The 25172-nt window shown below is 68.7% G+C and carries 21 protein-coding genes; 7 read left to right on the top strand and 14 right to left on the bottom strand.

Features of this window, described 5'->3' with window-relative positions:
* The first annotated feature begins 20 nt into the window (after positions 1 to 20).
* From trpD to lexA, 5 genes are all read left to right on the top strand, one after another.
* A complete protein-coding gene (gene trpD / locus ABL312_RS06300) occupies positions 21 to 1058 on the top strand; it encodes an anthranilate phosphoribosyltransferase (protein ID WP_349360528.1) in 1038 nt (345 codons plus the stop codon).
* Positions 1051 to 1866, top strand: coding sequence for an indole-3-glycerol phosphate synthase TrpC (trpC, locus tag ABL312_RS06295; protein WP_349360527.1), 816 nt, complete (start codon positions 1051 to 1053; stop codon positions 1864 to 1866). The genes trpD and trpC overlap by 8 nt, the downstream gene beginning before the upstream one ends.
* 26 nt (positions 1867 to 1892) lie before the next feature.
* Entirely contained in the window at positions 1893 to 2420 is a 528-nt protein-coding gene (gene moaC / locus ABL312_RS06290) for a cyclic pyranopterin monophosphate synthase MoaC (RefSeq protein WP_349360525.1), read from the top strand.
* Positions 2420 to 3634 carry a gephyrin-like molybdotransferase Glp gene (glp, locus tag ABL312_RS06285; RefSeq protein WP_349360524.1) on the top strand — a complete coding sequence of 405 codons (1215 nt, stop codon included), beginning with the start codon at positions 2420 to 2422 and terminating at the stop codon, positions 3632 to 3634. The genes moaC and glp overlap by 1 nt, the downstream gene beginning before the upstream one ends.
* 276 nt (positions 3635 to 3910) lie before the next feature.
* Entirely contained in the window at positions 3911 to 4627 is a 717-nt protein-coding gene (gene lexA, locus ABL312_RS06280; protein ID WP_349360523.1) for a transcriptional repressor LexA, read from the top strand.
* A 242-nt stretch (positions 4628 to 4869) separates the two neighbouring features.
* Here lexA and ABL312_RS06275 read toward each other — a convergent pair whose 3' ends face one another.
* Positions 4870 to 7731, bottom strand: a complete 2862-nt coding sequence (locus ABL312_RS06275; protein ID WP_349360522.1) for a ComEC/Rec2 family competence protein — start codon at positions 7729 to 7731, stop codon at positions 4870 to 4872.
* Positions 7732 to 7986: 255 nt separating this feature from the next.
* Here ABL312_RS06275 and gltX point away from each other — a divergent pair, with 255 nt between their 5' ends.
* On the top strand, positions 7987 to 9417 hold the full coding sequence (gene gltX, locus ABL312_RS06270) for a glutamate--tRNA ligase (protein ID WP_349360521.1): 1431 nt from the start codon (positions 7987 to 7989) through the stop codon (positions 9415 to 9417).
* Positions 9418 to 9635: 218 nt separating this feature from the next.
* Positions 9636 to 10928: a citrate synthase gene (gene gltA / locus ABL312_RS06265; RefSeq protein WP_349360520.1), complete on the top strand. Its 1293-nt coding sequence runs from the start codon at positions 9636 to 9638 to the stop codon at positions 10926 to 10928.
* 117 nt (positions 10929 to 11045) lie between these two features.
* Here gltA and lpxB read toward each other — a convergent pair whose 3' ends face one another.
* From lpxB to tsf, 13 genes are all read right to left on the bottom strand, one after another.
* Positions 11046 to 12242: a lipid-A-disaccharide synthase gene (gene lpxB, locus ABL312_RS06260; protein WP_349360519.1), complete on the bottom strand. Its 1197-nt coding sequence runs from the start codon at positions 12240 to 12242 to the stop codon at positions 11046 to 11048.
* The gene (locus ABL312_RS06255) at positions 12232 to 13092 is read right to left on the bottom strand and encodes a UDP-2,3-diacylglucosamine diphosphatase LpxI domain-containing protein (RefSeq protein ID WP_349360518.1); all 861 of its coding nucleotides are present in this window, start codon (positions 13090 to 13092) and stop codon (positions 12232 to 12234) included. The genes lpxB and ABL312_RS06255 overlap by 11 nt, the downstream gene beginning before the upstream one ends.
* 4 nt (positions 13093 to 13096) lie before the next feature.
* Entirely contained in the window at positions 13097 to 13897 is an 801-nt protein-coding gene (gene lpxA, locus ABL312_RS06250) for an acyl-ACP--UDP-N-acetylglucosamine O-acyltransferase (RefSeq protein ID WP_349360517.1), read from the bottom strand.
* 20 nt (positions 13898 to 13917) lie between these two features.
* Positions 13918 to 14385: a 3-hydroxyacyl-ACP dehydratase FabZ gene (gene fabZ / locus ABL312_RS06245; RefSeq protein ID WP_349360516.1), complete on the bottom strand. Its 468-nt coding sequence runs from the start codon at positions 14383 to 14385 to the stop codon at positions 13918 to 13920.
* Between the two features lie 33 nt (positions 14386 to 14418).
* Positions 14419 to 15471 carry a UDP-3-O-(3-hydroxymyristoyl)glucosamine N-acyltransferase gene (gene lpxD, locus ABL312_RS06240; protein WP_349360515.1) on the bottom strand — a complete coding sequence of 351 codons (1053 nt, stop codon included), beginning with the start codon at positions 15469 to 15471 and terminating at the stop codon, positions 14419 to 14421.
* 358 nt (positions 15472 to 15829) lie between these two features.
* Entirely contained in the window at positions 15830 to 18196 is a 2367-nt protein-coding gene (bamA, locus tag ABL312_RS06235; RefSeq protein ID WP_349360514.1) for an outer membrane protein assembly factor BamA, read from the bottom strand.
* A gap of 197 nt (positions 18197 to 18393) precedes the next feature.
* Positions 18394 to 19530, bottom strand: a complete 1137-nt coding sequence (rseP, locus tag ABL312_RS06230; protein WP_349360513.1) for an RIP metalloprotease RseP — start codon at positions 19528 to 19530, stop codon at positions 18394 to 18396.
* A gap of 111 nt (positions 19531 to 19641) precedes the next feature.
* The gene (locus ABL312_RS06225; RefSeq protein WP_349360512.1) at positions 19642 to 20862 is read right to left on the bottom strand and encodes a 1-deoxy-D-xylulose-5-phosphate reductoisomerase; all 1221 of its coding nucleotides are present in this window, start codon (positions 20860 to 20862) and stop codon (positions 19642 to 19644) included.
* Between the two features lie 4 nt (positions 20863 to 20866).
* The gene (locus tag ABL312_RS06220) at positions 20867 to 21736 is read right to left on the bottom strand and encodes a phosphatidate cytidylyltransferase (protein ID WP_349360511.1); all 870 of its coding nucleotides are present in this window, start codon (positions 21734 to 21736) and stop codon (positions 20867 to 20869) included.
* Entirely contained in the window at positions 21733 to 22503 is a 771-nt protein-coding gene (locus ABL312_RS06215) for an isoprenyl transferase (protein ID WP_349360510.1), read from the bottom strand. The genes ABL312_RS06220 and ABL312_RS06215 overlap by 4 nt, the downstream gene beginning before the upstream one ends.
* Positions 22504 to 22544: 41 nt before the next feature.
* A complete protein-coding gene (frr, locus tag ABL312_RS06210; RefSeq protein WP_349360509.1) occupies positions 22545 to 23108 on the bottom strand; it encodes a ribosome recycling factor in 564 nt (187 codons plus the stop codon).
* A gap of 209 nt (positions 23109 to 23317) precedes the next feature.
* Entirely contained in the window at positions 23318 to 24037 is a 720-nt protein-coding gene (gene pyrH, locus ABL312_RS06205; RefSeq protein WP_349360508.1) for a UMP kinase, read from the bottom strand.
* Positions 24038 to 24167: 130 nt separating this feature from the next.
* Positions 24168 to 25091: a translation elongation factor Ts gene (gene tsf, locus ABL312_RS06200; RefSeq protein WP_349360507.1), complete on the bottom strand. Its 924-nt coding sequence runs from the start codon at positions 25089 to 25091 to the stop codon at positions 24168 to 24170.
* Positions 25092 to 25172: the final 81 nt, after the last annotated feature.

The raw sequence follows: 25172 nt of genomic DNA, 5'->3' as shown, positions 1-25172 counted from the left end.
CCCTTGAAAGGACGAGCCCCGTGAGCAACCTCAAGAGCCTGATCGGCAAGGTGGCGGACGGAACGCCGCTGTCGCGCGACGAGGCCCGGACGGCCTTCGACATCATCATGTCGGGCGCGGCGACGCCGGCGCAGATCGGCGGTTTCCTGATGGCGCTGCGCGTGCGCGGCGAGACGGTCGACGAGATCGCCGGCGCGGTCGCGACCATGCGCGCCAAGATGCTGCCCGTCGAGGCGCCCGCCCATGCCGTCGACGTGGTCGGCACGGGCGGCGATGCGTCGGGCAGCTACAACATCTCCACCTGCTCCGCCTTCGTGGTCGCCGGCTGCGGCGTGCCGGTGGCCAAGCACGGCAACCGCTCGCTGTCGTCAAAGTCGGGTGCGGCCGATGTGCTCGCCGCGCTCGGCATCGACATCGACATCCCGCCGGCGGCCATCAGCACCTGCATTCGCGAGGCGGGTCTCGGTTTCATGTTCGCGCCCAACCATCATTCGGCGATGAAGCACGTCGGCCCCGCGCGCGCCGAACTTGGCACGCGCACGATCTTCAACCTGCTGGGCCCCCTGTCGAACCCGGCCGGCGTCCGGCGGCAGATGGTCGGCGTCTTCGCCGAACGCTGGGTGGAGCCCATCGCCGAGGTGCTCGCCTCGCTCGGCTCCGAAGCGGCCTGGGTCGTCCACGGGTCCGACGGGCTCGACGAGATCACCACCACGGGACCGACGACGGTCGCGGCGCTGGAAAACGGCGCGGTGCGCGTCTTCCAGATCGCGCCCGGCGACGTGGGTCTGCCGGTGGCCCGGCCCGAGGATCTGAAGGGCGGCGAGGCCGAGGAAAACGCCGAAGCGCTCGCCGCCGTGCTCGACGGCGCGAAGTCCGCCTATCGCGACACGGTGCTGATGAATGCCGGCGCCACCCTCGTCGTCGCCGGTCACGCCGGCGATCTCGCCGAGGGCGTCGCCCAGGCGGCCCGCTCGATCGACACGGGCGCGGCGCGCGCGCGGCTCGACCGGCTGGTCGCCGTTTCCAACGCCAGGGTTCGCGAGGCCGCCGATGACTGACATTCTGGCGAAGATCGAGGCCTACAAGCGCGAGGAGATCGCCGCCGCAAAGGCCGCCGTTCCGCAGGCCGAGATCGAACGCCGCGCGGCGGCCGCCGACGCGCCGCGCGGGTTTCACGCGGCCCTTGAGGCGAAGCGCGCGGACGGTGCCTACGGGCTGATCGCCGAGATCAAGAAGGCCAGCCCCTCCAAGGGCCTGATCCGCCCGGACTTCGACCCGCCGGCGCTCGCCCGCGCCTATGAGGCCGGCGGGGCGGCCTGCCTCTCCGTGCTGACCGACACGCCGTCGTTTCAGGGCGCGCCGGAGTATCTGGCGCAGGCGCGGGCCGCGACGGCCCTGCCGGTGCTGCGCAAGGATTTCCTCTACGATCCCTATCAGGTCTTCGAGGCCCGCGCCTGGGGCGCGGATTGCATCCTGGTGATTCTCGGAGCCGTCGACGATCCATGCGCGGCCGAGCTGGAACGCACCGCCCTCGATCTCGGCATGGATGTGCTGCTGGAAGTCCACGACGCGGACGAGCTTGAGCGCGCCCTGCGCCTCTCCTCGCCGATGATCGGCATCAACAACCGCAATCTGAAGACCTTCGAGACGCGATTGGAAACCAGCGAGACGCTGGCGCCGGGCGTTCCCGAGGGGCGGATGGTCATCGGCGAGTCCGGTCTGTTCACGCCTGCCGACCTGGAGCGCATGGGCCGGGTCGGCATCACCACCTTCCTGATCGGCGAAAGCCTGATGCGCCAGGACGACGTCGCCGGCGCCACCCGGACGCTGCTGGCGCGCGGCGCGGGCAGCGCCGCCGCCGAGTAACCCGTCTGACCTTCGGAGCCGGTTCGATGACCTCGCCCAAGCTCACCCATATCGACGAGACCGGCGCGGCCAGCATGGTCGACGTCTCGACCAAGGACGTCACGACGCGGGAGGCGACCGCGCAAGGATCCGTGCGCATGCGGCCCGAAACGCTGGAGATGATCCGCTCCGGCAATGCGAAGAAGGGCGACGTGATCGCGGCCGCGCGCATCGCCGGCATCATGGCGGCCAAGCGCACCCACGATCTCATTCCCCTGTGTCACCCTCTGGCCCTGTCCAAGGTCACCGTCGATATCGTCGCGGACGACGCACTGCCGGGCCTGAGCGTTACCGCCTATGCCAAGCTCGCCGGCCAGACCGGGGTGGAGATGGAGGCACTGACCGCCTGCTCCGTCGCCTGCCTGACGATCTACGACATGGCGAAGGCCGTCGACCGGGGCATGGTCATCGAGGCCGTGCGCGTCGTCGCCAAGTCCGGCGGCAAGTCCGGCGACTGGGCGCTCGATCCCGAGACCGGGGCGCTCGCGGGCAGCCCCTCGGAGACCGCCGGCTGATGTCGCTGATCTCCGTCGACGAGGCACTGGCGCGGCTGCTCGGCGGGGTCGCGCCGCTGGAGAGCGAGCGCGTGCCGCTCGACCGCGCCAACGGCCGCATTCTGGCGGAGGATCTCGCCGCCACGCGCACGCAACCGCCCTTCCCGGCCTCCGCCATGGACGGCTACGCAGTGCGCGCCGCCGATATCGCCACGGTGCCGGCAATGCTCACCGTGATCGGCGAGGCACCGGCGGGGCATGGATTTTCCGGCACGGTCGGCCCCGGACAGGCGGTGCGCATCTTCACCGGCGCGCCGGTGCCGGAGGGCGCCGACACGATCCTCATTCAGGAAAACGCGACGCGCGAGGGCGACCGGCTGACCGCAACGGAACCGGCGGCCGCCGGCCGCTTCATCCGACCGGCCGGGCTCGATTTTTCCGCCGGCGAGGTGTTGCTGACCGCCGGCACGCGGCTTGGTTTCCGCGATCTGGCGCTTGCCGCCGCCATGAACCACGCGGACCTTCCGGTGCGCCGGCGGCCGCGCGTCGCAATTCTCGCCACGGGCGATGAACTCGTGGAACCGGGTACCGAGCCCGGTCCCGACCAGATCATCGCCTCGAATCACGCCGGCGTCGCAGCCCTTGCGGAAGATTGCGGCGCCGAGGCGCATCAGCTCGGCATCGCCCCCGACCGCAAGGAGGCGCTGGCCGGGAAGATCCGGGCCGCCGATCGGCTCGGCGCCGACATTCTCGTCACCCTCGGTGGCGCCTCGGTCGGCGATCACGACCTGGTGCAGGACGTGCTCGGCGACGAAGGCATGGATCTCGCCTTCTGGCGGATCGCCATGCGGCCGGGCAAGCCGCTGATGGCCGGTCACATCGGCAAGATGCGGGTGCTCGGCCTGCCCGGCAACCCGGTGTCGAGCCTCGTCTGTTCGCTGCTGTTCCTGCGCCCGTTGATCGGCGCGCTGCTCGGCCGCGCGCAAGATCCGCGCCGCGCGGAACAGCTGCCGCTCGCCGTCGACGTCGGCGAAAACGACCGGCGCGAGGACTATCTGCGCGCCGCGATCCGCACCGACGCACAAGGACGCGAGAGCGTCGAGCCCTTCGCGCGGCAGGATTCCTCGATGCTCGCGACCCTTGCCCGCGCCGACGCGCTTGTCGTCCGCCCGCCCCACGCCCCGGCCCTGACCGCCGGGACGCCGGTGCCGGTCCTGCGCCTGCCCGAACACTGAATTCTCCCTTCCGCGCGCCCGCCGCGTCCTGCCGCCACGACAAACGGTTGTGGAACAAGGCAAGAACGGTTAGACTATGTTCATGATTTGTCCGTAGCCTCGAGTCGAGGGCGTTTCGGGCCGGAGCGCAAGCCGGGGCACTTGGACCCGGGCCCGGCCTGCCTGCGACACAAAGGGCCGGATGACGTCTGGACGACGGCCGGTGTGCGGTGCCGCCTTGACAGTTTGTGTCGAGAGGGCCGTTTTCGGCGAGATGGCGAGTGGGGACCCCGGCGGATGCTGACGCGCAAGCAACACGAATTGCTCCTTTTCATCCACGAGCGGCTGAAGGAAACCGGCGTTCCGCCCTCCTTCGACGAGATGAAGGACGCGCTGGACCTGAAGTCCAAGTCGGGCATCCACCGCCTGATCACGGCGCTGGAGGAACGCGGCTTCATCCGCCGCCTGCCGAACCGGGCGCGCGCGCTGGAGATCGTCAAGCTGCCCGAGTCCGTCGCGCCCGGTCTTGCCGCGCCGCGCGGTCAGGGGTTCTCTCCCTCCGTCATCGAGGGCTCGCGCGGCAAGGCGGAGGCGCCGTCCCCGTCGGCCCCGCCGCCCGAGCCGCAGGGAGAGACCGTGTCCATCCCCGTGATGGGGCGAATCGCGGCCGGTGTTCCGATCGAGGCGATCCAGTCGCACAGCCACACGGTGAGCATGCCGGCGGACCTCCTGAGCAGCGGAGAACATTACGCGCTCGAAGTGCGTGGCGATTCGATGATCGACGCCGGCATTCTCGACGGCGACACGGTGGTGATCCGCAAGTCGGACAGCGCCGAGAGCGGCGAAATCGTCGTCGCCCTGATCGACGACGAGGAAGCCACGCTGAAGCGGTTGCGCAAGAAGGGCGCCTCCATCGCGCTCGAAGCGGCCAATCCGGCCTATGAAACGCGGATCTTCGGGCCCGGTCGCGTGCGCATCCAGGGCAAGCTGGTGTCCCTGTTCCGCCGCTACTGAGGGTCACTGCGACAGGGTGCGGCCCGACCCGAACGCCGCCTCGGTCGGGTCCGGCGACCGAGGGACGTCAGAACATGTCTGCCCGGGCCGGTGAAGCGGGGCTGATGTGCGGCGTCCCTGCACGGGCCGGCGACTTGAGCCCGGGTGCCTGCGCCAGGGTTCCTGCGGTCGAGTGGCTGAGTTCGAGTGGCTGGGTTGGGGTGCCTGGGTTGGGGTGTTTGGGGTCGGATACCTTAGCCCGGTTACCTGAACTCCGTGCGCGGCACAGAACGCCAGGGGCGCCAGCCGGCGTAGCTCGGGCGCACGCGGATCGTCGGGACGCCGGGCGCCGGTGCACGCTCTTCCGTCGTGGGCGGCGGATCGGAGACCGGCGGCGCGCGGGAGGCATGCGCTGTGCCAGCGTTTGCGCCGACAGCCACCTCGGTGGCGTTTCGCCTTTCTAAGGCCGCGTCTCCCTCATCCGGCTTTCGCTCAACCAGTATTCGCGCGGCCCCTCCTCTCTCAGGAACTTCTCCGTCCAGTGGCTCTCCATCGGCCAACTCTCCCTTGGGCGTCTCCGGCTGTGTCTCGGCGACCGTCATGAGGATTCCTTCGTCGCGAACCGCCGGGGAAAGACCGATCCGCTCCCCGGGCGGAGCGATCTCGGCGCCCGGACGCTCGGGCTGCCGAGCCGGCAATGTGTCCGCCTCATTCGAGGGAAACGAAGGATGCGACGCGCCGATGTCGGAACCGCCCGCGCGCAATGTCTCAGCCGCCGGCTCGGGTGGCCCGAGGTAGAGGGCAACGGTGCCCGTGCGCGCGAGCCGGGTCGCGTCGAACACCGCGCGCGCGGCGCAGTTCGCGGGTGCCCGCAGTTCGCTGACGATGATGTCGGCCCGCCGGCAATCCTCCGCGAAGGCGGAGGCCTCGCGCACCAGCGAGATCACCAGCGGCCGCACGGTCTCGCGCGGGCGCCGGGCATGCGGCGGGGTGTCGTCGTCTGCGCCGCCGTCTGCGGTGTCACCGGCCCGCCCGCCGTCGCCGCCCCCCGGAATTTGACCCGCGCCGTCGCTTGGGTAGGCGAGGATCACGCAGGCCGTGTCGTCGCAGCGGCGCGTGCGCGCCGACATGCCGCGGTCGCGCAGGCTCTCGCCGTCGACCCCGTCGGCGCGCAGCCACATCTCGCTCAGAAAGCTGCCCGGGCGGCCGCTCACGGTGAGCGCGCCGGTTTCGTCGCGCACGGCGACAACGCGCCCGCTGTCGGAAATCAGCACGTCGGGGCGCACATGCAGCGCCTGAGCCGCCGCCGCCAAACCAAGCGGCACGACGCACAGCCGTCGGTATCCGCGCGGCGCGAGGCACAGGAGCCCGCCCGCCGCCACGACGGCCAGAAGCGTCGCGAGTTGCGAGGGCGCGCCGAGCACCCCGCCGCCTGGCGTTTGCGCGTGCGCCCAGTGGGACACCGCGACGACCCGATCGAGGGCCGCGCCCATCAGGGTGAGCGGCGCCGTCTCGAGCCCGAAGGGCATCAACGCCAGCGCCAGCACGGCCATGGGCATGATCGCGAGGCTCACCACCGGCATCGCGATCAGATTGATCAGCGGTCCGAGCGGCGCGATCCGGTGGAAGTGATGCGCGCCGATGATCCCGGTCGCCGCGCCCGCGATCAGCGAGGTCAGCAGAATGCCGCCGAGCCACTTGCCCGAGAAGAGCACGCCCCGCACCGCAATCCCATGCTCGACCCGCTCCTTCGGCGGCCGCGCCGCCTTGCGCCGCAGCAGTTCCTCATAGGACGCGATCAGCGCGACCACGGCCGCGAACGACATCTGGAATCCGGGTTCGCGCAATGCCTCCGGCGTGACGAGGAGGATCAGCAGGGCCGCCAGCGCCACATTGCGCAGGGAGAGCGCCCGCCGCCCCAGCAGCCGGGCGACCAGCATGAGCGCGATCATCACATAGGCGCGCTGCGTGGCGATCGCCCCGCCGGAGATCGCGAGATAGAAGGTCGCGGCGGCAAGCGCTCCACCGGCCGCCCAGAGGTCGATCCGATGCGCCAACGCCAGACGCGGCGACAGCGCGAGACCGGCCCTGAGAACGAGAAAGACCGCCCCGGAAAACAGTGCCATGTGCAGACCGGAAATCGCAAGAATATGCGCCAGGCCGGCGGTGCGCAGCGCTTCGGTCACCTCGTCCGGGATCGCCGTGCGGTCGCCCACGATGAGTGCCACGGCAAGCCCGCCCGCCGCCCCGGAGCCAAGACTGTCGAACACCCGCTGCGCGATCGCGCCGCGCAGCTGTGCGATTGCGGCCAGCATCGCCAGGCTCACGGGCGGCGGCCCGAGTTCGGCGGGCTCCGGCGCGCCGAAGGCGAAGCCCGTCGCCCCCAGCCGGTCGAAGAAGGCACGCATGGAAAAATCGTAGCCGCCGGGCATGACCGCGCGCGGCGGCGGCATCAGCCGGGCGCGCACACGCACCGCCTCCCCGACGCGCGGCGCCGGATCATCGCCGCGCACGGCGAGGCGCACCCGCACCGGGGTGAGCGCCGCCGGCAGGCGGTCGATCTCGACGACGCTGAGACGCAGGCGATAGCCGCTGTCGCGGCCCTCGACCGCCTCGACGAAGCCGGCCACCTCTGCGCTGCGGGCGTGTTGCAGAACCGGGGCACTCACCAGCGCCGTGCGCAGGCTGGCACAGGCCGCGCCGGTCGCGAGCATCGCGGCCCCGAGGGCCAGAGCGCTTGCCAGACCGGCCCGTCGCCGGCGCAGGGCCGCTGCCCACAGCACAGCGGCCAGAAGCGTCAGCGCAATCGGACTCGGCTCCGCCGGCAGGGCGAAATAGAGCGCAATGCCGAACACGAAGGCGACGACAGCCCAGACGAGCCCGCGCCCATAGGCAAGCTCCGCCTCGACCGCTCGGCGAAATCGACCACCAGCCCCCTCGTCCGCATCGGCATCCGCCGCCGCATCGCGCTCCCGCGCCCGGCGCCGAAAGAAGGCCGCAAGCGGATGCGCGACCCCTCGCGGAGGTCCGCGCGGGCGCGGATCGCGCGCCGTGTCGACCTGCGCGCCGGCATCGCCGTCTGGCCCGCCCCGCTCCTCCGGATCGACAGACCGGCCCGCTCCCATCGCCCCTCGCGTCTCGTCCCTGGTGTGTTGCCGCGAAAAACCGGCGCGGAAAGCGCCGGCGCGCAGCGCGTTCCAGCTTTGGCCCGGGCGCGCGCCTGTGCTACATGAACGCCGATCGCGCGCCGGACAGACAGGGTGCATTGCAACCGACATGCGCGCAAGGCGCGCATGCGCCGAACGGTTGCGCATTCGTGCCGCGCGGCACACCGCTTGTCGTTGTCCGGCCCTTCCGCCAGCTACCTTCGAGGCCCGTTCATGAGCGCTCCCGTCGTCACGCGTTTCGCCCCTTCGCCCACCGGTTTCCTGCACATCGGCGGCGCGCGCACCGCGCTGTTCAACTGGCTGTATGCCCGCCATCACGGCGGCAAGATGCTGCTGCGCATCGAGGACACCGACCGCGAGCGCTCCACGCAGGCCGCCATCGACGCGATCCTCGACGGCCTGTCCTGGCTCGGCCTCGACTGGGACGGCGAGCCGATCTCGCAGTTCGCCCGCGCCGACCGGCATCGTGAAGCCGCCGATCAGCTGATCGCCGCCGGCAAGGCCTATTACTGTTATGCAAGCCAGGAAGAACTGGCCGAAATGCGCGAAACGGCGCGCGCGGAAGGCCGCCCGCCGCGCTACGACGGGCGCTGGCGCGACCGCGATCCGTCCGAGGCCCCGGCCGGCGTGAAGCCGGTGGTGCGCCTCAAGGCACCGCTCGACGGGGAAACCGTGGTCGACGACCAGGTGCAGGGACGTGTGGTGTTTCCCAACAAGGATCTCGACGACCTCGTGCTGCTGCGCTCGGACGGCTCGCCGACCTACATGCTCGCCGTGGTCGTCGACGATCACGACATGGGCGTCACCCACATCGTGCGTGGCGACGACCATCTGACCAACGCCGCCCGCCAGACGCTGATCTATCGGGCGCTCGGCTGGGAGGTGCCCGTGATGGCGCATATCCCGCTCATTCACGGGCCCGACGGGGCGAAACTGTCGAAGCGTCACGGCGCGCTCGGCGCGGAAGCCTATCGCGCCATGGGCTACCTGCCGGCGGCCATGCGCAACTATCTCGCCCGCCTCGGCTGGAGCCACGGCGACGAGGAGGTCTTCTCCACCGACCAGCTGATCGAGTGGTTCGGGCTCGAGGCCATCGGCAAGTCGCCGGCGCGCTTCGACCTTCAGAAACTGCTGAACCTCAACGGCCACTACATGCGCAGCGAGGACGAGGCGGCGCTGATGCGCGATCTCGCCGCCTTCCTGCCGCATGCCGAGGGCGGCGATGCCGTCGCCGCCTGGCTCGCCGATCCCAGCCATAAGGCGATGTTCAAGGCCGCCCTGCCCGGCCTCAAGGAGCGCGCGAAGACACTCGTCGAACTCGTTGAAAGCGCGCGCTATCTCTGGGTCGAGCGCCCGCTCGATCTGGACGAAAAGGCGGTCAAGCTGCTCGAGGCCGAGGGCGCGCGCGCAGCGCTTGCCGGCGTGCATGACAAGCTCGCTGCGCTCGAAAGCTGGACCGCGGAGACCACGGAACAGGCAGTCCGCGCCCATGCCGAGGAGGCCGACCTGAAGCTCGGCAAGGTCGCGCAGCCGCTGCGCGCCGCGCTCACCGGACGCGGAACCTCGCCCGGCATTTTCGACGTTCTGGAGGTGCTCGGCCAGGCGGAATCGCTGGCGCGGATCGCCGATCAGGCACAGGGGTGAGCCGGTCGGGCGGCGCCCGGTCGATATGCCGCAGCGGCACCGGCGAACCGCCGTCTATCGTGTGACGAAAGCGTTAGGGGCGCATGCTTGCGGGGGCCCGGCAAATGGGATACCCAACGTGCGACCTTTCCTCCCGCCCGCGCGGCCGGTCAGCCCCCGCCTTTTTCGGGACGCCACACCGCCGACCGGGCGCCTGTCTTACCATGGGGGTAGCCTGCATGACTGAGAAGACGGCCAAGCTTACGATTGGCGACGAGTCCTGGGACCTGACTGTCCGTCCCGGTTCGATCGGACCGGATGTGATCGACATCGCATCGCTCTACGGACAGACCGGCGCGTTCACCTACGATCCGGGCTTCACGTCGACCGCCTCCTGCGAATCCGGCATCACCTACATCGACGGCGACAAGGGCACGCTGCTGTATCGCGGGTATCCGATCGAGCAACTGGCCGAGCACGGCGACTTCCTGGAAAGCTGCTACCTGCTGCTCTACGGCGAACTCCCGACCAAGGCGCAGAAGGACGACTTCGTCAATCGTGTGACCTATCACACGATGATCCACGAGCAGATGTCGCGCTTCTTCACCGGCTTCCGTCGCGACGCCCACCCGATGGCGATCATGGTCGGCACCGTCGGCGCGCTCTCGGCCTTCTATCACGACAGCACGGACATCTCCGACCCGCATCAGCGCATGGTCGCGAGCCTGCGCATGATCGCCAAGATGCCGACCATCGCGGCGATGGCCTACAAGTATCACGTCGGCCAGCCCTTCGTGTATCCGCGCAACGACCTCGACTATGCGTCGAACTTCCTGCACATGTGCTTCGCGGTGCCTTGCGAGGAGTACAAGGTCAATCCGGTGCTGGCGCGCGCCATGGACCGCATCTTCATCCTGCATGCGGATCACGAGCAGAACGCCTCGACCTCGACGGTGCGTCTCGCCGGGTCCTCGGGCGCCAATCCCTTCGCCTGCATCGCGGCCGGCATCGCCTGCCTGTGGGGTCCGGCGCACGGCGGCGCCAACGAGGCAGCGCTCAACATGCTGGCGGAGATCGGGACCGTCGACAAGATTCCCGAGTATATCGCCCGCGCCAAGGACAAGAACGATCCCTTCCGCCTGATGGGCTTCGGTCACCGGGTCTACAAGAACTACGACCCGCGTGCGCGCATCATGCAGAAGACCACGCATGAGGTGCTCGGCGAGCTCGGCCTCAAGGACGACCCGCTGCTCGAGGTCGCCATGGAGCTGGAGCGCATCGCGTTGAGCGACGAATATTTCGTCGAGAAAAAGCTCTATCCGAACATCGATTTCTACTCCGGCATCACGCTGCGCGCGCTCGGCTTCCCGACCAACATGTTCACCGTGTTGTTCGCGCTGGCGCGCACCGTCGGCTGGATCGCCCAGTGGAAGGAAATGGTGGAAGACCCGTCGCAGAAGATCGGCCGTCCGCGCCAGCTCTACACGGGCGCGGCCGAGCGCGATTACGTGCCGCTGGCACAGCGCCGCTGAGCGAGACCGCCACGTACAAACGCGAAACGGCGCCGGAGCAATCCGGCGCCGTTTTCATTTTGGCCGCGTCGCCTTGATCGCGTATCAGCGGGAGGTCTGTGAAATCCGGTCGTGCGCTCAGCGTGCCGTCTCGAGCACGATACGCGCCGCCTCGCCGGCCTGGCTCCGACCGGTGTCGAGCCGCATCAGATCGTCCAGCCGCTCAAAGGCACTCACCTGGCGTTGCCGCGCCTCGCTGGCCCGCAGGAGCGGCGCCACCGTGTCGGCGAGCGCGCGCGGATTTGCCTCGTCGTCGAGAAACTCCGGAACGACCTTGTCGTCCAGGATGATGTTGGGCAGCACCATGGATTGCGCCGTGACGATGGGCCAGATCCGGTTGATCTCCTTGATCCGGCGATAGAACCAGTCGAGCTTGTAGGCGACCGCCATGGGCACGCCGGAGATCGCGAGTTCCAGCGTCACCGTTCCGGACGCCGCAAGCGCCGCATGCGCCTTTCGAAAGGCCGCCTGCTTGTCGGCCTCGCTCACTACGATCTCGGGCCGGACCGGCCAGAGGCCGGCGAGCTCCGCGATCTGATCCCGCAACCAGGGAACGGCCGGCAGCACCACCTCGAGACCCGGGTGCTCCTCGGCCAGCAGGGCGAGCGCGCCGCCGAAGTCGGCCATCAGGCGCGTGGTTTCGCTGCGGCGACTGCCCGGCAGCACCAGCAGGCACGGCGCCTCGCCTTGCGCCAGGTCGCGCCGCTCGCCGGCGGCCGGGCGCAGGTCGCCGGCCCGCTCGATCAGCGGATGGCCGACGTAGCTGGTCGGCGGCCCGCCAAGACGCGCGTGCGCGGCCGGTTCGAAGGGCAGGATCGCCAGAAGATGGTCCACATAGGCGGCCATCTTGCGGGCACGACCCGGGCGCCAGGCCCACACCGACGGCGACACATAGTCGACGATGGGGATGTGCGGCGCGCGCTTGCGCACCCGCTTGGCCACGTTATGGGTGAAATCGGGGCTGTCGATGATGACCAGCACGTCCGGATCGGCGGCGATCACATCGTCCACCGTCTGATAGACGCGCCGAACGATCAGCGGCAGGCGTTGCAGCACCGCCGAAAGGCCCATCACCGCGATATCCTCCACGGGGAAGATCGATGTCAGGCCCTGTTCAGCCATGCGCGTTCCGCCGACGCCGCGAAAGGTGAGCGGTCCGCCCGCGCGCGCGACCAGCGCCTGCATGAGCCGGGCGCCAAGCTGGTCGCCGGATTCCTCTCCAACGACGATATAGACGCTGCGCGCCCGTTCCACACCGTTGCGGTCATCCGGCATCGCGTGCCACCTCCGGCGATACGTCCACGCCCCACAGCGCGATGCCATGCGCCCGCGCCAGCCGCTCGGTCTCGCCGCGTTCGGCGACGAGCACGCGCCCCGCCTCGATACCGATGCCCGCAAGCCCCGCCTCCGCCGCACCACGGATCGTCGCCGGTCCGATGGTCGGCAGGTCGACCCGAAGGTCCTGCCCCGGCTTCGCGCTCTTGACGAGCACCCCGCCCTTGCCCCGCACGCGACCGCTGGCGCGCACCTCGCGGCAGCGCGCGAGCATGGCGTCGGTGCCTTCCGCGCCTTCCACGGCGATCACCCGTCGCTGGACGGCCACAGCGGCCTGACCGATGTCGAGCCGCCCGAGTTCGCGCACAGCGCGCAGGGCCATATCGAGATCGCCTTGCTGCCCCGCGTCCGGCGCAGCGCCGACAATGGGCCCGCGCTGCGCCAGGAGCCCCGGCGCCACCTCATGCGCCCCGACGATGCGGTAGCCCTCGTCCTCGAACAGGGTGATGATCTTCTTGAGAAGGGAGTCGTCGCCGCCGCCAACCAGCGAGCGCACGATCTTCGGCAAGCGCCGCATCGTCCCGAGATCGCCGACAATGTCGCCGAGTTCCGGGCGCTGCGTCACGCTGCCGATCATCACGACGTCGCGACAGTTCTCGCGCTCCAGCAGCGCGGCGAGCTTGCCGAGATTGCCCCAGCCGAGCCATGTGGGCTCGTGCCCGGAAATCGCCGGATCGGCCTCGTCGCGGATCGCCACGACAACCACGCGGCGCCCCGTTGCCTTGGCCGCCGCGACGACCTCCACCGCAAGGCGTCCGCCCCCGCAGATGATGGCGACCGGCTCCGCCACGGCGCTAGCCGGCCTGCTGCGGCGTGCAGAACCGCCGCTCCGCCTCGGCCAGAATGAAATCCGTGACGCGGCGGACCAGAGCGACATCCGCGTAGCGTTCGGCCACCGTTTCGGCCCGCTGGCGCAGGGTGCCCGTCGCATCCTCGAACAGCGCCTTGTAGGCGTTGCGCAGCGCGTGGATTTCCTCGCGCGAGAAGCCGTGCCGCTTCAGGCCGACGAGATTGAGCCCGTTGAGCCGGGCCCGATTGCCCATCACCATGCCGAAGGGAATGAGATCGTTCTCAAGCCCCGCAAGCCCGCCGACAAAGGCATTGTCGCCGACGCGGGTGAATTGGATCACCGCCGCGCCGCCGCCCATGATGACATTGTCGCCGACCGTGACATGGCCCGCGATCATCACGTTGTTCGACAGGATCACCCCGTTGCCGAGGCGGGAATCGTGGCCGACGTGGGAATTCGCCAGAAAGGCGCAGCGATTGCCGATGACGGTCTCGCTGCCGCCGCCCTCGGTCCCCGGATTGATGGTCACGCCCTCGCGGATCACGCAATCCTCGCCAATCGTCAGCGTCGCCGGCTCGCCCCGATACTTCAGGTCCTGCGCCTGATGGCCGATGGAGGCGAAGGGAAACAGCACCGAGCGGGCTCCGATGGTCGTGGTTCCGGCCACGGCGACATGCGATTTCAGCTCCACGCCGTCGCCCAGAACCACCTCCGGCCCGACGTGGCAGAAGGGGCCGACGACGCACTCGGCGCCAAGCGTCGCCCCGTCCTCCACGACCGCGGAGGGGTGTATACGTGCCGTCATGCCGTTCTGCCTCTTGTGCTTCAGCCCTCGTCGACCAGCATGGCGCTGATCTCCGCCTCGGCAACCTTTGCGCCGTCGACCATGGCCACACCGTCGAACTTCCAGATGTTCGAGCGGTTGCGGATCTTCGTCATCACGTAGCGCACCTGATCGCCCGGCAGAACGGGCTTGCGAAATTTCGCTCTGTCGATCGTCATGAAATAGACGAGCTTCGGCGTCCCCGACTGGCCCCGCGAGTGCACGCACATCGCGCCGGCCGTCTGGGCCATGCCCTCGATCATGAGAACGCCCGGCATCACCGGCTGGTCCGGGAAATGTCCCATGAAATGCGGCTCGTTGGCGGTCACGTTCTTGATGCCGACCCCGCGCCGATCGCCGTCGATCTCCACGATGCGGTCCACCATCAGGAACGGATAGCGGTGCGGAAGCAGCTCCAGGATCCGCATGATGTCCGCACTGTCGAGCACGGTCTTTTCTGTTTCGTTCATTCCGACGTCCCCACGTCCCCAGACACGGCGCAATCAGTCCCGACTGCGCTCGCCCAACCCCCGTTCCGCGAGCTTCTGCAAGGTCTTGACCTCACGGAACCACTCCTTGACCGGACGCGCCGGCACGCCGCCGTAGCGTGCCCCGGCCGGCACATCGCCTTCCACGACGCTGACGGCGGCGATCTGCGCGCCCATGCCGATCGTCACGTGCCCGCGCACGCCACTCTGTCCGCCGATGGCCACATAGTCCTCAAGCGTCGCGCTGCCGGAGATTCCGACCTGCGACACCAGCACGCAATGCCGGCCGACGACGACGTTGTGGCCAATCTGCACCTGATTGTCGATCTTGGTCCCCTCGCCGATCACCGTGTCGCGGTTCGCGCCCCGGTCCACCGTCGTATTGGCCCCGATCTCCACGTCGTCCTGGACGATCACGCGCCCGATCTGCGGCACCTTGAGATGTCCGCCCGGCCCCATCGCGAAGCCGAAGCCGTCCTGCCCGATGCACACGCCCGGATGCAGGATCACGCGGTCGCCAATCAGCGCATGCTGCACGACCGCATTGGCCCCGACGGTGGCCTCGCGCCCGATGCGCACACCGGCGCCGATCACCGCATTCGCCTGGATGCGCGTGCCGCGCCCGATCTCGACCCCGGCGCCGATCACCGCGCCCGCCTCGACCGATGCTCCATCCTCGATCCGCGCAGTCGGATCGACCCGGGCGGCCTCGGAGACTCCTTGCGTTCCCTCGAGCGCCGTGGGACGCATGGCATCCGGATAGAGCCGCCCGAGGATCTGCCCCCAGGCCTTGTAGGGCTGGGCCACCACGATGGCGACAACGGTTTCGGGGATCTTGGCGGCGTGCTTCTTCGCCACGAGACAGGCCGCCGCCCGTGTCGTCTCCAGCGTACCGAGATACTTTGGATTGTCGAAGAAGACGAGCATTCCCGGGCCTGCGTCCTCGAGCGGCGCAACGGCCGAGATCTCGACGTCGCCGCCGCCGGAGGGCAACTCCCCGCCGCACCACGACGCAAGCTCCGAAACCCGGACGGGTGCGAAGGCGGAAAAGAAGCTCGGGTCACTCATGATGGTCTCACAAAACTCATTCGCATCTGGCGCGCATGTCCGCATCTGGGGCGCATGTCATTCGCTCTTCGAGCGCGGCTCGGGCGCTTCGCAGGCGCATCAAGGCCGGACGCCGTGCCTCAGACGCAATTCGGCCGCCGAGGTCCGGCGGCCGGAGTGCGTATCGACACCTTGGTCCAAAGCCGCGCTTGTTCCAGAGCCGCATTTTCCGGAAGGACGCGCCCGAAAGGGCAAGTGACCAGGGCCACCCGAACCAACCTCCCGGACCGCGCCGACGGCGACCATGCCGCCAAGGCTCCGAGCCAAGCCGAAGAGCGCCGGCCGTCCGCCCGCTCGGGGAGACGGCCGGCGCCCGGGATCAGAAGCGGGTGCCGCCACCGAGACGGAACACCTGGGTCCGGTCGCCGGTTTCCTTGATGAGCGGCCAGGCGAAGTCGGCGCGCAGCGGTCCGAAGGGCGACGCCCACTTGACACCGAAGCCGGCGGAGACACGCGGTGCGAACCCGTTGGAGCTCACCGAGCTGGCCGGCTGATTGCCACCGCAGCCATTCGTCGTCTGCACGCAGCGGATAAGCGCGGGCTCCGCGTCCCACAGCGCGCCGAAGTCGGTGAAGACGGCGCCCGACAGGCCGAGTTCGCGCGGCAGACCGAGGATCGGGAACTCGGCTTCCGCGTTCGCATGCACGTACCAACGGCCACCGATCGCATCGCCCGTGCGGGCGTCGCGCGGCCCGATACCCCGCGGCTCGAAGCCGCGCAGCCACTGGTCGCTGTGCTGGAACTGGTCGGCCGCCCGCAGATCCTTGCCCAGGTTGGTGATGTTGCCACCGCCGGCGCGAAGAATGCCGACCACGCCCCACTCGGGAAGGATTTCCTTGTAGGCCCGCGCATCGATGGACGAGGACAGGAACTGCGTGTCGCCGCCGAGCCCCGCGACCTCCTGCGAGAACTTCACGAAGAGGCCGTCGACCGGGTTGGTCTTGCTGTCGCGGGTGTCCCAGATCAGCGAGTAGCCGAGCGCCGAGGTCAGCGTGTCACCGAAGGACGAGCGCCAGGCGTTCGAGGTGTTCAGGCTGACCGCGCTGTATTCCTCTTCCAGGATCCGGTAGATCAGGTTCAACCGGAGATCGTCGTCGCGCAGCGGCAACCCCAGGGCGAGCGAGCCGCCCGTCGTCGTGAGCTCGTAGTTCCGGTAGTCGTTGTTGTCATACGTCTTGCGGAAGACGTCGAACGACAGGGAAACGCGACGCCCCATGAAATAGGGCTCGGTGAAGGCGAACTCGTAGGACGACAGGTCCGAACCGACGCCGATACGGCCGCGCACGAACTGACCCCGACCGAGGAAGTTCTTCTCGGTGATCGTCACGTCGCCAATCACGCCGTCGGACGTCGAGTAGCCGATGCCGAAGCCGACCTCACCCGTCGCCTGCTCGACCACGTTCACATTGACGATGATCCGGTCCGGCGCACTGCCGCGCGCGGTGGTGATGTTGACGGCCTTGAAGAACTGAAGATCCTTCAGACGGCGCTCGGCCTTGTCGATCAGCACGCGGTTGAACGCGTCGCCCTCGACGATGTCGAACTCGCGCCGGATCACATATTCACGCGTGCGGTCGTTGCCGCGGATGTTGATCCGCTCGATGTAGACGCGCGGACCTTCCTCGATGAAGTAGGTCAGCGAGATGGTGCGGTTCTCGTAGTCGCGGCTGGCGCGCGGACGGATCTGCGCGAAGGCGTAGCCCTGCTCCGAGACCGCGAGCGTCATGTCCTCAAGCGTGCGCTCCACGTCGCGCGACGAATAGGTGTCGCCCTCGTGGGTGCGGATCTTGCGACGCAGCGCCTCGGGATCGACGCTCGCCAGCGAGGTCTGCAGGTCGATCTCGCCGTAGCTGTACTGCTCGCCTTCCTCCACGGTGAAGGTCACGTAGAAGACGTTGCTCTCGCGGTCGAGGTCGGCGACCGCCGACACGATGCGGAAATCGGCATAGCCGTGGCGGTAGTAGAACTGGCGCAGCAGCTCCTGATCCGCGTCCAGCCGATCCGGATCGAAGGAATCGGTGGTGCGCAGGAAGCTCAGCAGACCGCTCTGGCGCGTGCGGATGACGTCGCGCAGACGGCCGTCGCTGAACTTGGTGTTGCCGATGAAGGTGATGCGCTCGATGCCGGTGCGGTCGCCCTCGTTGATCTCGAACACCAGGTCCACGCGGTTGTTGGACCGGTCGATGATCTTCGGCTCGACGGTCGCGCGGAAACGACCGGAGCGGCGATAGGCCTCGAGAATGTTCTGGACGTCCGACTGAACCTTGGCGCGCGTCAGCATGGAGCGCTCCTCGGTGCGCACCACGCCGGTCAGCGTCTTGTCGTCGAGGCGACGGTTGCCCTCGAAGGAGATGCGGTTGACCATCGGGTTCTCGGTGACGGTCACAACCAGCGCCCCGCCCTCGCGGGTGATCGCGACGTCGCCGAACAGCCCGGTGGCGAACAGCGTCTTGAGCGATTCGTCGACGTCGGCCGGACCGTAGGGACGGCCCGGACGAATGGTCAGATAGCTCTCGACGGTGGACGCCTCGATGCGGGTGTTACCGCGCACCACGATCCGGCTCACGGTGGCCGCCTGCACCTCGGCGGCGCCGATGCCCGGGAGGGAATCGCCAACCACCGGAGACAGACCGATGACGGCCACGGCGATCAGGATCGTTCTGGTCAGTTTCTGCAAGCACTGCATAAAGACGCTACGCCTTCGTTTTTGTCGTCGCACCGCGTTCGCCCGCATCAACGTTTCGCTAACCATAAAACGGGCGAGCGGGCCCAGATTCTCTAAATCCGTCAGTCGTTTTACAGGCTTTTGCCGTCAACGCAACAGGCCACGCGCGCCCCGGCGCGTTTCGCCCGAAACCGTTGCCGTTGCGACACGCCGCCGCCTCACAGCGAACTGAGGTGCAGGAGGTCGTTCCAGGTCGCGAAGACCATCAGAAACAGCACGATCGCGATGCCGATCCGGAAGCCATACTCCTGCATGCGCTCGCTCAGGGGTTTTCCGCGCACGGCTTCGGCCGCGTAAAACATCAGGTGCCCGCCATCGAGCATGGGGATCGGCAACAGGTTCAAGAGGCCGATGGAGACCGACAGGATCGCCGTGAGATTAAGCAGAGCGGCAAAGCCGAGCGTCGCCACCTGGCCCGAAATCTGCGCCACGCGGATCGGTCCGCCGAGCTGATCGGTGGATTCGCGCCCCGTCAGGATGCCGCCGATGTAGCCGGCCGTCCGCGTGACGACGAACCAGGTCTCCTTGCCGCCCTCGACCACCGCCTCCACGGGGCCGAAAGAACGCACCACCACATCGTCCGGGCTGGCGCTGCGGCTGACGCCCAGCAGGCCGACATTCTGCACGTTGCCGAAGCGGTCGCGCAGTTCCTGGCGGCGCGGCGTCACAGTGAGGTCGAGGATCTGCGATCCGCGCTCCACCTGCATCTCCAGCGGTCTGTCGGCGCTCACCGTCACGATCCGCTGAAGCTGGGAGAACGTCTCGATCTCGACGCCGTCGATGGCCAGAATCAGGTCCCCGGTCTGCAGACCGGCCTCCGCCGCAGCACTGTCGGGGCGCACGTCGTCGACGCGCGGAGAGATCTCGGGGCGCCCCATGAGCCCGAAGAGCAGGGCGAAGATGACGATCGACAACAGAAAATTGGCGAAGGGTCCGGCGGCGACGATTGCCGCCCGGCGGGCGACGCTCTTGGTCTGGAAGGCGCCCGCGCGCTCCTCCTCGCTCATGCGCGCCAAGGCTTCGGTGTCCGGCGCGCTCGCCTCGTTCTCGTCGCCGGCGAACTTGACGTAGCCGCCGAGCGGAATCGCCGACAGCTTCCAGCGGGTGCCATGCCTGTCGTTGCGCCCGAAGAGCTCCGGCCCGAAGCCGACCGAAAAGGCGACGACCCGCACGCCGCACCAGCGCGCCACGAGGAAGTGACCGAGTTCGTGGAAGAACACCACGATCGTCAGCACGAAGAGAAACGGCAAGATGTAGCCGGCGACTGAGCCCAGCAGCGATCCGACGAGGTCCATGTCAACTCCCTGGCGGCCGGCACCGCGGATCGGGCGCCGTCTTCGTGCGTGCAACTAGCGTCGCAAATGGGCCTGAACAAGGCGTTGACCGCGATGCGACCCGGCGACGCGCTACCCCGCCTCCACGACGAGGGTTCGCGCGTGACGGCGCGCGGCGGCATCGACCGCCATCACGTCGTCGAGCGAGGTCGGCGGCGCAAGGTCGCCGGCCTGCGTCATGCGATCCAGCACCCGTTCGATGGTCTGCGCGATCCCGAGAAAGCCGATCTTCCGATCGAGAAAGGCCGCCACGAGCACCTCGTCCGCCGCGTTGAGCGCGGCCGTCGCGCCGGCGCCATTCGCCATCGCGGCACGCGCCAGCCGCAGGGCGGGAAAGCGCTCCGGGTCCGGCGCCTCGAAGGTGAGCGACCCGAGTGCCGCGAGATCGAGACGCGGCGCCACGGTCGCCATACGGCGCGGCCAGGCAAGACAATGGGAAATCGGCGTGCGCATGTCGGGCGCGCCCATCTGGGCGAGCACCGATCCGTCCTTGTAGCGCACCATGCCGTGCACCACCGATTCCGGGTGGACCAGCACGTCGAGCTGCTCGGGCGGCAGCGGAAACAGATGATGCGCCTCGATGATCTCGAAGCCCTTGTTCATCATCGTGGCGCTGTCAATGGAGATGCGCGCGCCCATGCTCCAGTTGGGATGCTTGAGCGCGGCTTCCGGCGTCACGTCGCGCATTTCCGCGAGGCTGAGCCGACGGAACGGACCGCCCGAGGCGGTCAGCGTCAACATCTCGATCTGATCGAAATTGGCGCTCTCCAGCACCTGGAACACCGCGTTGTGTTCCGAATCGACCGGAAGGATCGTGGCGCCGGACCGGCGCGCGGCCGCCATGAAGAGATCGCCGGCGCAGACCAGGCATTCCTTGTTGGCGAGCGCGATGGTCGTCCCGCGCCGCACCGCCTCCAGCGTCGGCGGCAGACCGGCCGCGCCGACGATGGCCGCCACCAGCATGTCGACGGGCCGCGCCGCGGCTTCCGCGACGGCCGTCGCCCCCGCGGCGGCCGTGATCCCGCTCCCGCCGAGCGCGGAGCGCAGCGCGTCGAGCGCGCTTTCGTCCGCCACGACCGCATGCCGCGCGCCGACGCGGATCGCGGCTTCGGCCAGTGCATCGGCCGAGGTGTTGGCCGTCAACGCCTCCACCCGAAAGCGCTCGGGATTGCGCGCCACGATGTCGAGCGTGCTCTGGCCGATCGACCCGCTCGCGCCCAGCACCGTCAGCCGCAAGGGAGGCACGTCCTCGCGGGACGCATCGTTCTCGACCTGGATTGGCGCCCCGTTCACCGCGTCAATACCCTTGCATCGTGACCAGACCGCCGACCGGATCGCCGATCACGCCGCTCGCCACCACAGCGACCAGATAGCCGAGCACGCCGGCCCCGACCACGCCGTCGAGACGGTCCATGACGCCGCCGTGGCCCGGGATCAGCCGACCCGAATCCTTCACCCCGAAGTGGCGCTTGAGCGCGGATTCCAGCAGATCGCCGGCCTGCGAGAACACCGACAGCACCGCAGCCGCGATCAACCAGCCCGCCAGACCCGCGACACCGGTGACGAGCGCCGCAGCAGCGCCGACGCCGAGCGCCGCGCCAAGCCCGCCGAGCGCCCCGCTCCAGGTCTTCTTCGGCGACACGCGGCGCCACAGCTTCGGCCCGCCGAGCGCGCGGCCGACGAAATAGGCGGCGATATCGGTCGCCCACACGATCCCGAAGAGGAAGAGAATCGTCAGAAAACCCGCCTCGCCGGCGCGAAAGGCGATCAGCACGATGCCGGCGGCGCCCGCATAGACGAGGCCGCCGGCGAGCCAGCGCACCGGCTCGTCCGACCGCAGCATCCCGAAGGCGAAGATCGCCGCCGCCCCGCAGCCGAGCAGCGCGAAGGCAATCGCGATGTGGCCGAGCGCGGCCGCGAGCAAGGCGACGACCGCCGCGGCGAAGGCGAACACCAGGCCGGAGCCGGAGCGCGTCGCGCCGACGATCGCCGCCCACTCGCGCAGGAGCAGCAGCGCGCAGGCGCTGGCGCCGAGTACGAACCAGAGATCGCCGAGATAGGTGACGGCGAGGGCGAGCGGTACGAGAAACAGCGCGGACAGCACGCGCAGCCGCAACTCGCTCGGCACCTTGCGCGCCGGCGCACGCCCCCCCGCCCCGGCGATCATCGCGCCACTTTCGCCGACAATCCGCCAAAGCGACGGTCCCGCGCGGCATAGGCGGCGAAGGCGTCGTCCAGCGCTTCCTCGTCGAAATCCGGCCAATGGGTGTCGGGGAAATAGAATTCGGCATAGGCCGCCTGCCACAGCAGGAAATTGGACAGCCGCTGTTCGCCGCTGGTGCGGATGATCAGATCCGGGTCCGGCAGGCACGCGGTGTCGAGATAGCTCTCGATGCGCCGCTCGGTCACATCGCAGGCCGACAGACGCCCGGCGGCGATGTCCTCGCTCATGCGCCGCATGGCCCGCGCCAGCTCATTGCGCGCGCCGTAGTTGAAGGCGACCACCAGTGTCATGCCGGTGTTGTCGCGCGTGAGGGCCTCGCCCTCCTCGATCAGATCGAGGATCTTGCGGTCCAGCCCCTCGCGTTCGCCGATCATCCGGACGCGGACGTTCTGCCGGTGGATCTCGGCGAGGTCACGGCGCACGAAGCGCTCGAGCAGGCCCATCAGGAAGCCGACCTCCGCCGCCGGCCGCTTCCAGTTCTCGGACGAAAAGCTGAACAGGGTGAGGCAGGCGACGCCCCGGTCGGCGCAATGGCGCACGATGCGGCGCAGCGCCGAAACGCCCGCCCGGTGGCCCTCGGTGCGCGGCAGGCCGCGCTTGGCCGCCCACCGCCCGTTGCCATCCATGATCACGGCGACGTGCCGCGGCACCTCGGTGCGCCGATCCGCGTCCAGCTGCGCGGAGACGTCCAGGCCTGCCGTCACCGTCATACCCTGCTCCCTGTCTCGTCGAATGAATCGCGACTATGCGATCAGATTTGGGAGATTTCCTGTTCTTTCTTCGCGAGCATCGCGTCGATCTCGGCGATCATCTCGTCCGTCATCTTCTGGACCCGCTCGGCCGAGACCCGGCTGTCGTCCTCGCTGATGTCGCCGTCCTTCTCCAGCTTCTTCAGCGTGTCCATGCCGTCGCGGCGCACGTGACGCACGGCGACCTTCGACTGCTCGGCGTATTTATGCGCGATCTTGATGAGATCCTTGCGCCGCTCCTCGTTGAGCTCGGGGATCGGCAGACGCAGCGTGGTGCCGTCGACCACCGGGTTGAGGCCGAGGTTCGATTCGCGGATCGCCTTCTCGACAAGGCTCACCATCGACTTGTCCCAGACCTGAACCGAGATCATGCGCGGCTCCGGCACGCTCACCGTGGCCACCTGGTTGACCGGCATCTGCGATCCGTAAGCCTCGACCGTGATCGGGTCGAGCATGCTCGACGACGCGCGGCCGGTGCGCAGACCGGCGAGATCGGTCTTCAGCACGCCGAGCGCACCCTGCATGCGGCGCTCCAGGTCCGCGTAATCGACATCCTGATCTGCCATCGTATCCTCTCGTATGGGTTACGGCCGCGGACACGGCTCACTTGTCTTGCGTCTTATTTCCATGACGGATCGGTCGAACGCAAGCGCTTCCGCACCTCGGCGCGACATCAACGCCCCGAAACGCACCTCAACGCGCGTCGCGCGCCCGCGCAACCGCCGCGCGGCCGCCGGTTTTGGGCCCGCCGCGCCGCGCGCGTCCGCTCGGGTGCTCAGTCGGAAATGACGGTGTAGCGGCCGACGCCGTTCATCGTGTCGACCAGCGCGCCGGGCGTGCGAATCGAAAAGACGATGACGGGGATCGCATTGTCGCGGGCGAGCGCGATGGCGGTGGCGTCCATCACCTTGAGGTCGCGCCCCAACACCTCGCGCGGGGTGAGCGTGTCGTAGCGCTCCGCGTCCGGCACCTTCTTGGGGTCGTCGGAATAGACGCCGTCCACACTCGTGCCCTTGAGGAATGCGTCGCAGCGCATCTCGGCGGCGCGCAGGGCGGCGCCGCTGTCCGTGGTGAAGAAGGGATTTCCCGTGCCGCCGGCGAAGACGATCACGTCGCCGTCTTCCATGTAGCGCTCGGCGCTGCGCTGCGTGAAGGTCTCGCAGATCGAGGGCACCGGCACGGCGGACAGAACGCGGGCCGGAACCCCGAGCCGGCGCAGCGCATCGGCCAGCGTGAGCGAGTTCATCACCGTGGCCAGCATGCCCATATGGTCGCCGGTCACGCGGTTGCCGCCCTTGGCGGCCACGGCAACGCCGCGAAAGATGTTGCCACCGCCGACGACGACGCCGACCTGGGCCCCGAGACTGACAGCCTCGGCGATTTCCTTCGCAACCCGCCCGACGGTCTCCGGATCGATCCCGAAATCCTGCGATCCCATCAGGGCCTCGCCGGAGAGTTTCACAAGCACGCGGCGCCAGCGAAGTTGTCTGCTCATTCCTTGTCTCGCCGTCCTGACTGCCCTTGGAAGGGGCGTGACATCGCGCGGGCGCAACCGCCCCTTGCACGCGCACCACCCCACAGAAGAAAGGCGCCGGACTGTCCGGCGCCTTCCTGATCGGATCGGCTTAGCTGCCCGCCGCCGCCGCGACTTCCGCGGCGAAGTCGGTTTCCTCTTTCTCGATCCCCTCGCCCAGGGCGAAGCGAACGAAACCGGTGAGCTTCACCGGGCTGCCGAGATCCTTGGCGAAGGCCTCGATCGCCTGCTCGACCGTGTTGTCCGGGTCGATGACGAAGGCCTGCTTCACCAGCGTCACTTCCTCGTAGAACTTGCGCAGGCGGCCTTCCACCATCTTCTCGATGATGTTTTCCGGCTTGCCGGACTCGCGCGCCTGCTCGGAGAAGATCTGACGCTCGCGGTCGATCACGGCGGGATCGAGCGAATCGACGTCGAGCGAAAGCGGGTTGGTCGCCGCCACATGCATCGCGATCTTGCGACCGAAGGCCGACACCTGCTCGGCGTCGCCATCGGACTCAAGCGCGACGAGCACGCCGATCTTGCCCATGCCGTCGGCGATCGCGCCGTGCACGTAGGACGCCACCGCGCCCTTGTCCACGCTCAGCACCGCCGCACGGCGCAGCGACATGTTCTCGCCGATGGTGGCGATCGCGTCCTTGATCTCGTCGCCGACCGTCTTGTCGCTGCCCGGGAACGCGGCCGCGGCCAGCGCGTCCACGTCGCCGCCGACACCGAGCGCGGCCTTCGCCGTGCCGGCGATGAGCGCCTGGAAGGCCTCGTTGCGCGCCACGAAGTCGGTTTCGGAATTCAGCTCGATCACGGCCGCACGCGGACCGTCGGTCGCGACACCCACAAGGCCCTCGGCCGCGACGCGGTCGGCCTTCTTGGCGGCCTTGGCGAGACCCTTGGTCCGCAGCCAGTCCTGCGCCGCCTCCATGTCGCCGTCGGTCTCCTTGAGAGCGGCCTTGCAGTCCATCATGCCCGCGCCGGTCTTTTCGCGGAGCTCCTTCACCATCGCTGCGGTAATGCTCATTGATCGCCTCGTTGACGGGTTGTCACCCCGGCAGGTTTAGCCGAGGCCTCACTTAAGATTGATGACAGATAAGAGTCCGAT

The organism is Stappia sp. (genome assembly GCF_040110915.1).
Lineage (GTDB): Bacteria > Pseudomonadota > Alphaproteobacteria > Rhizobiales > Stappiaceae > Stappia.
This window is presented reverse-complemented; position numbering and strand designations above follow the sequence as displayed.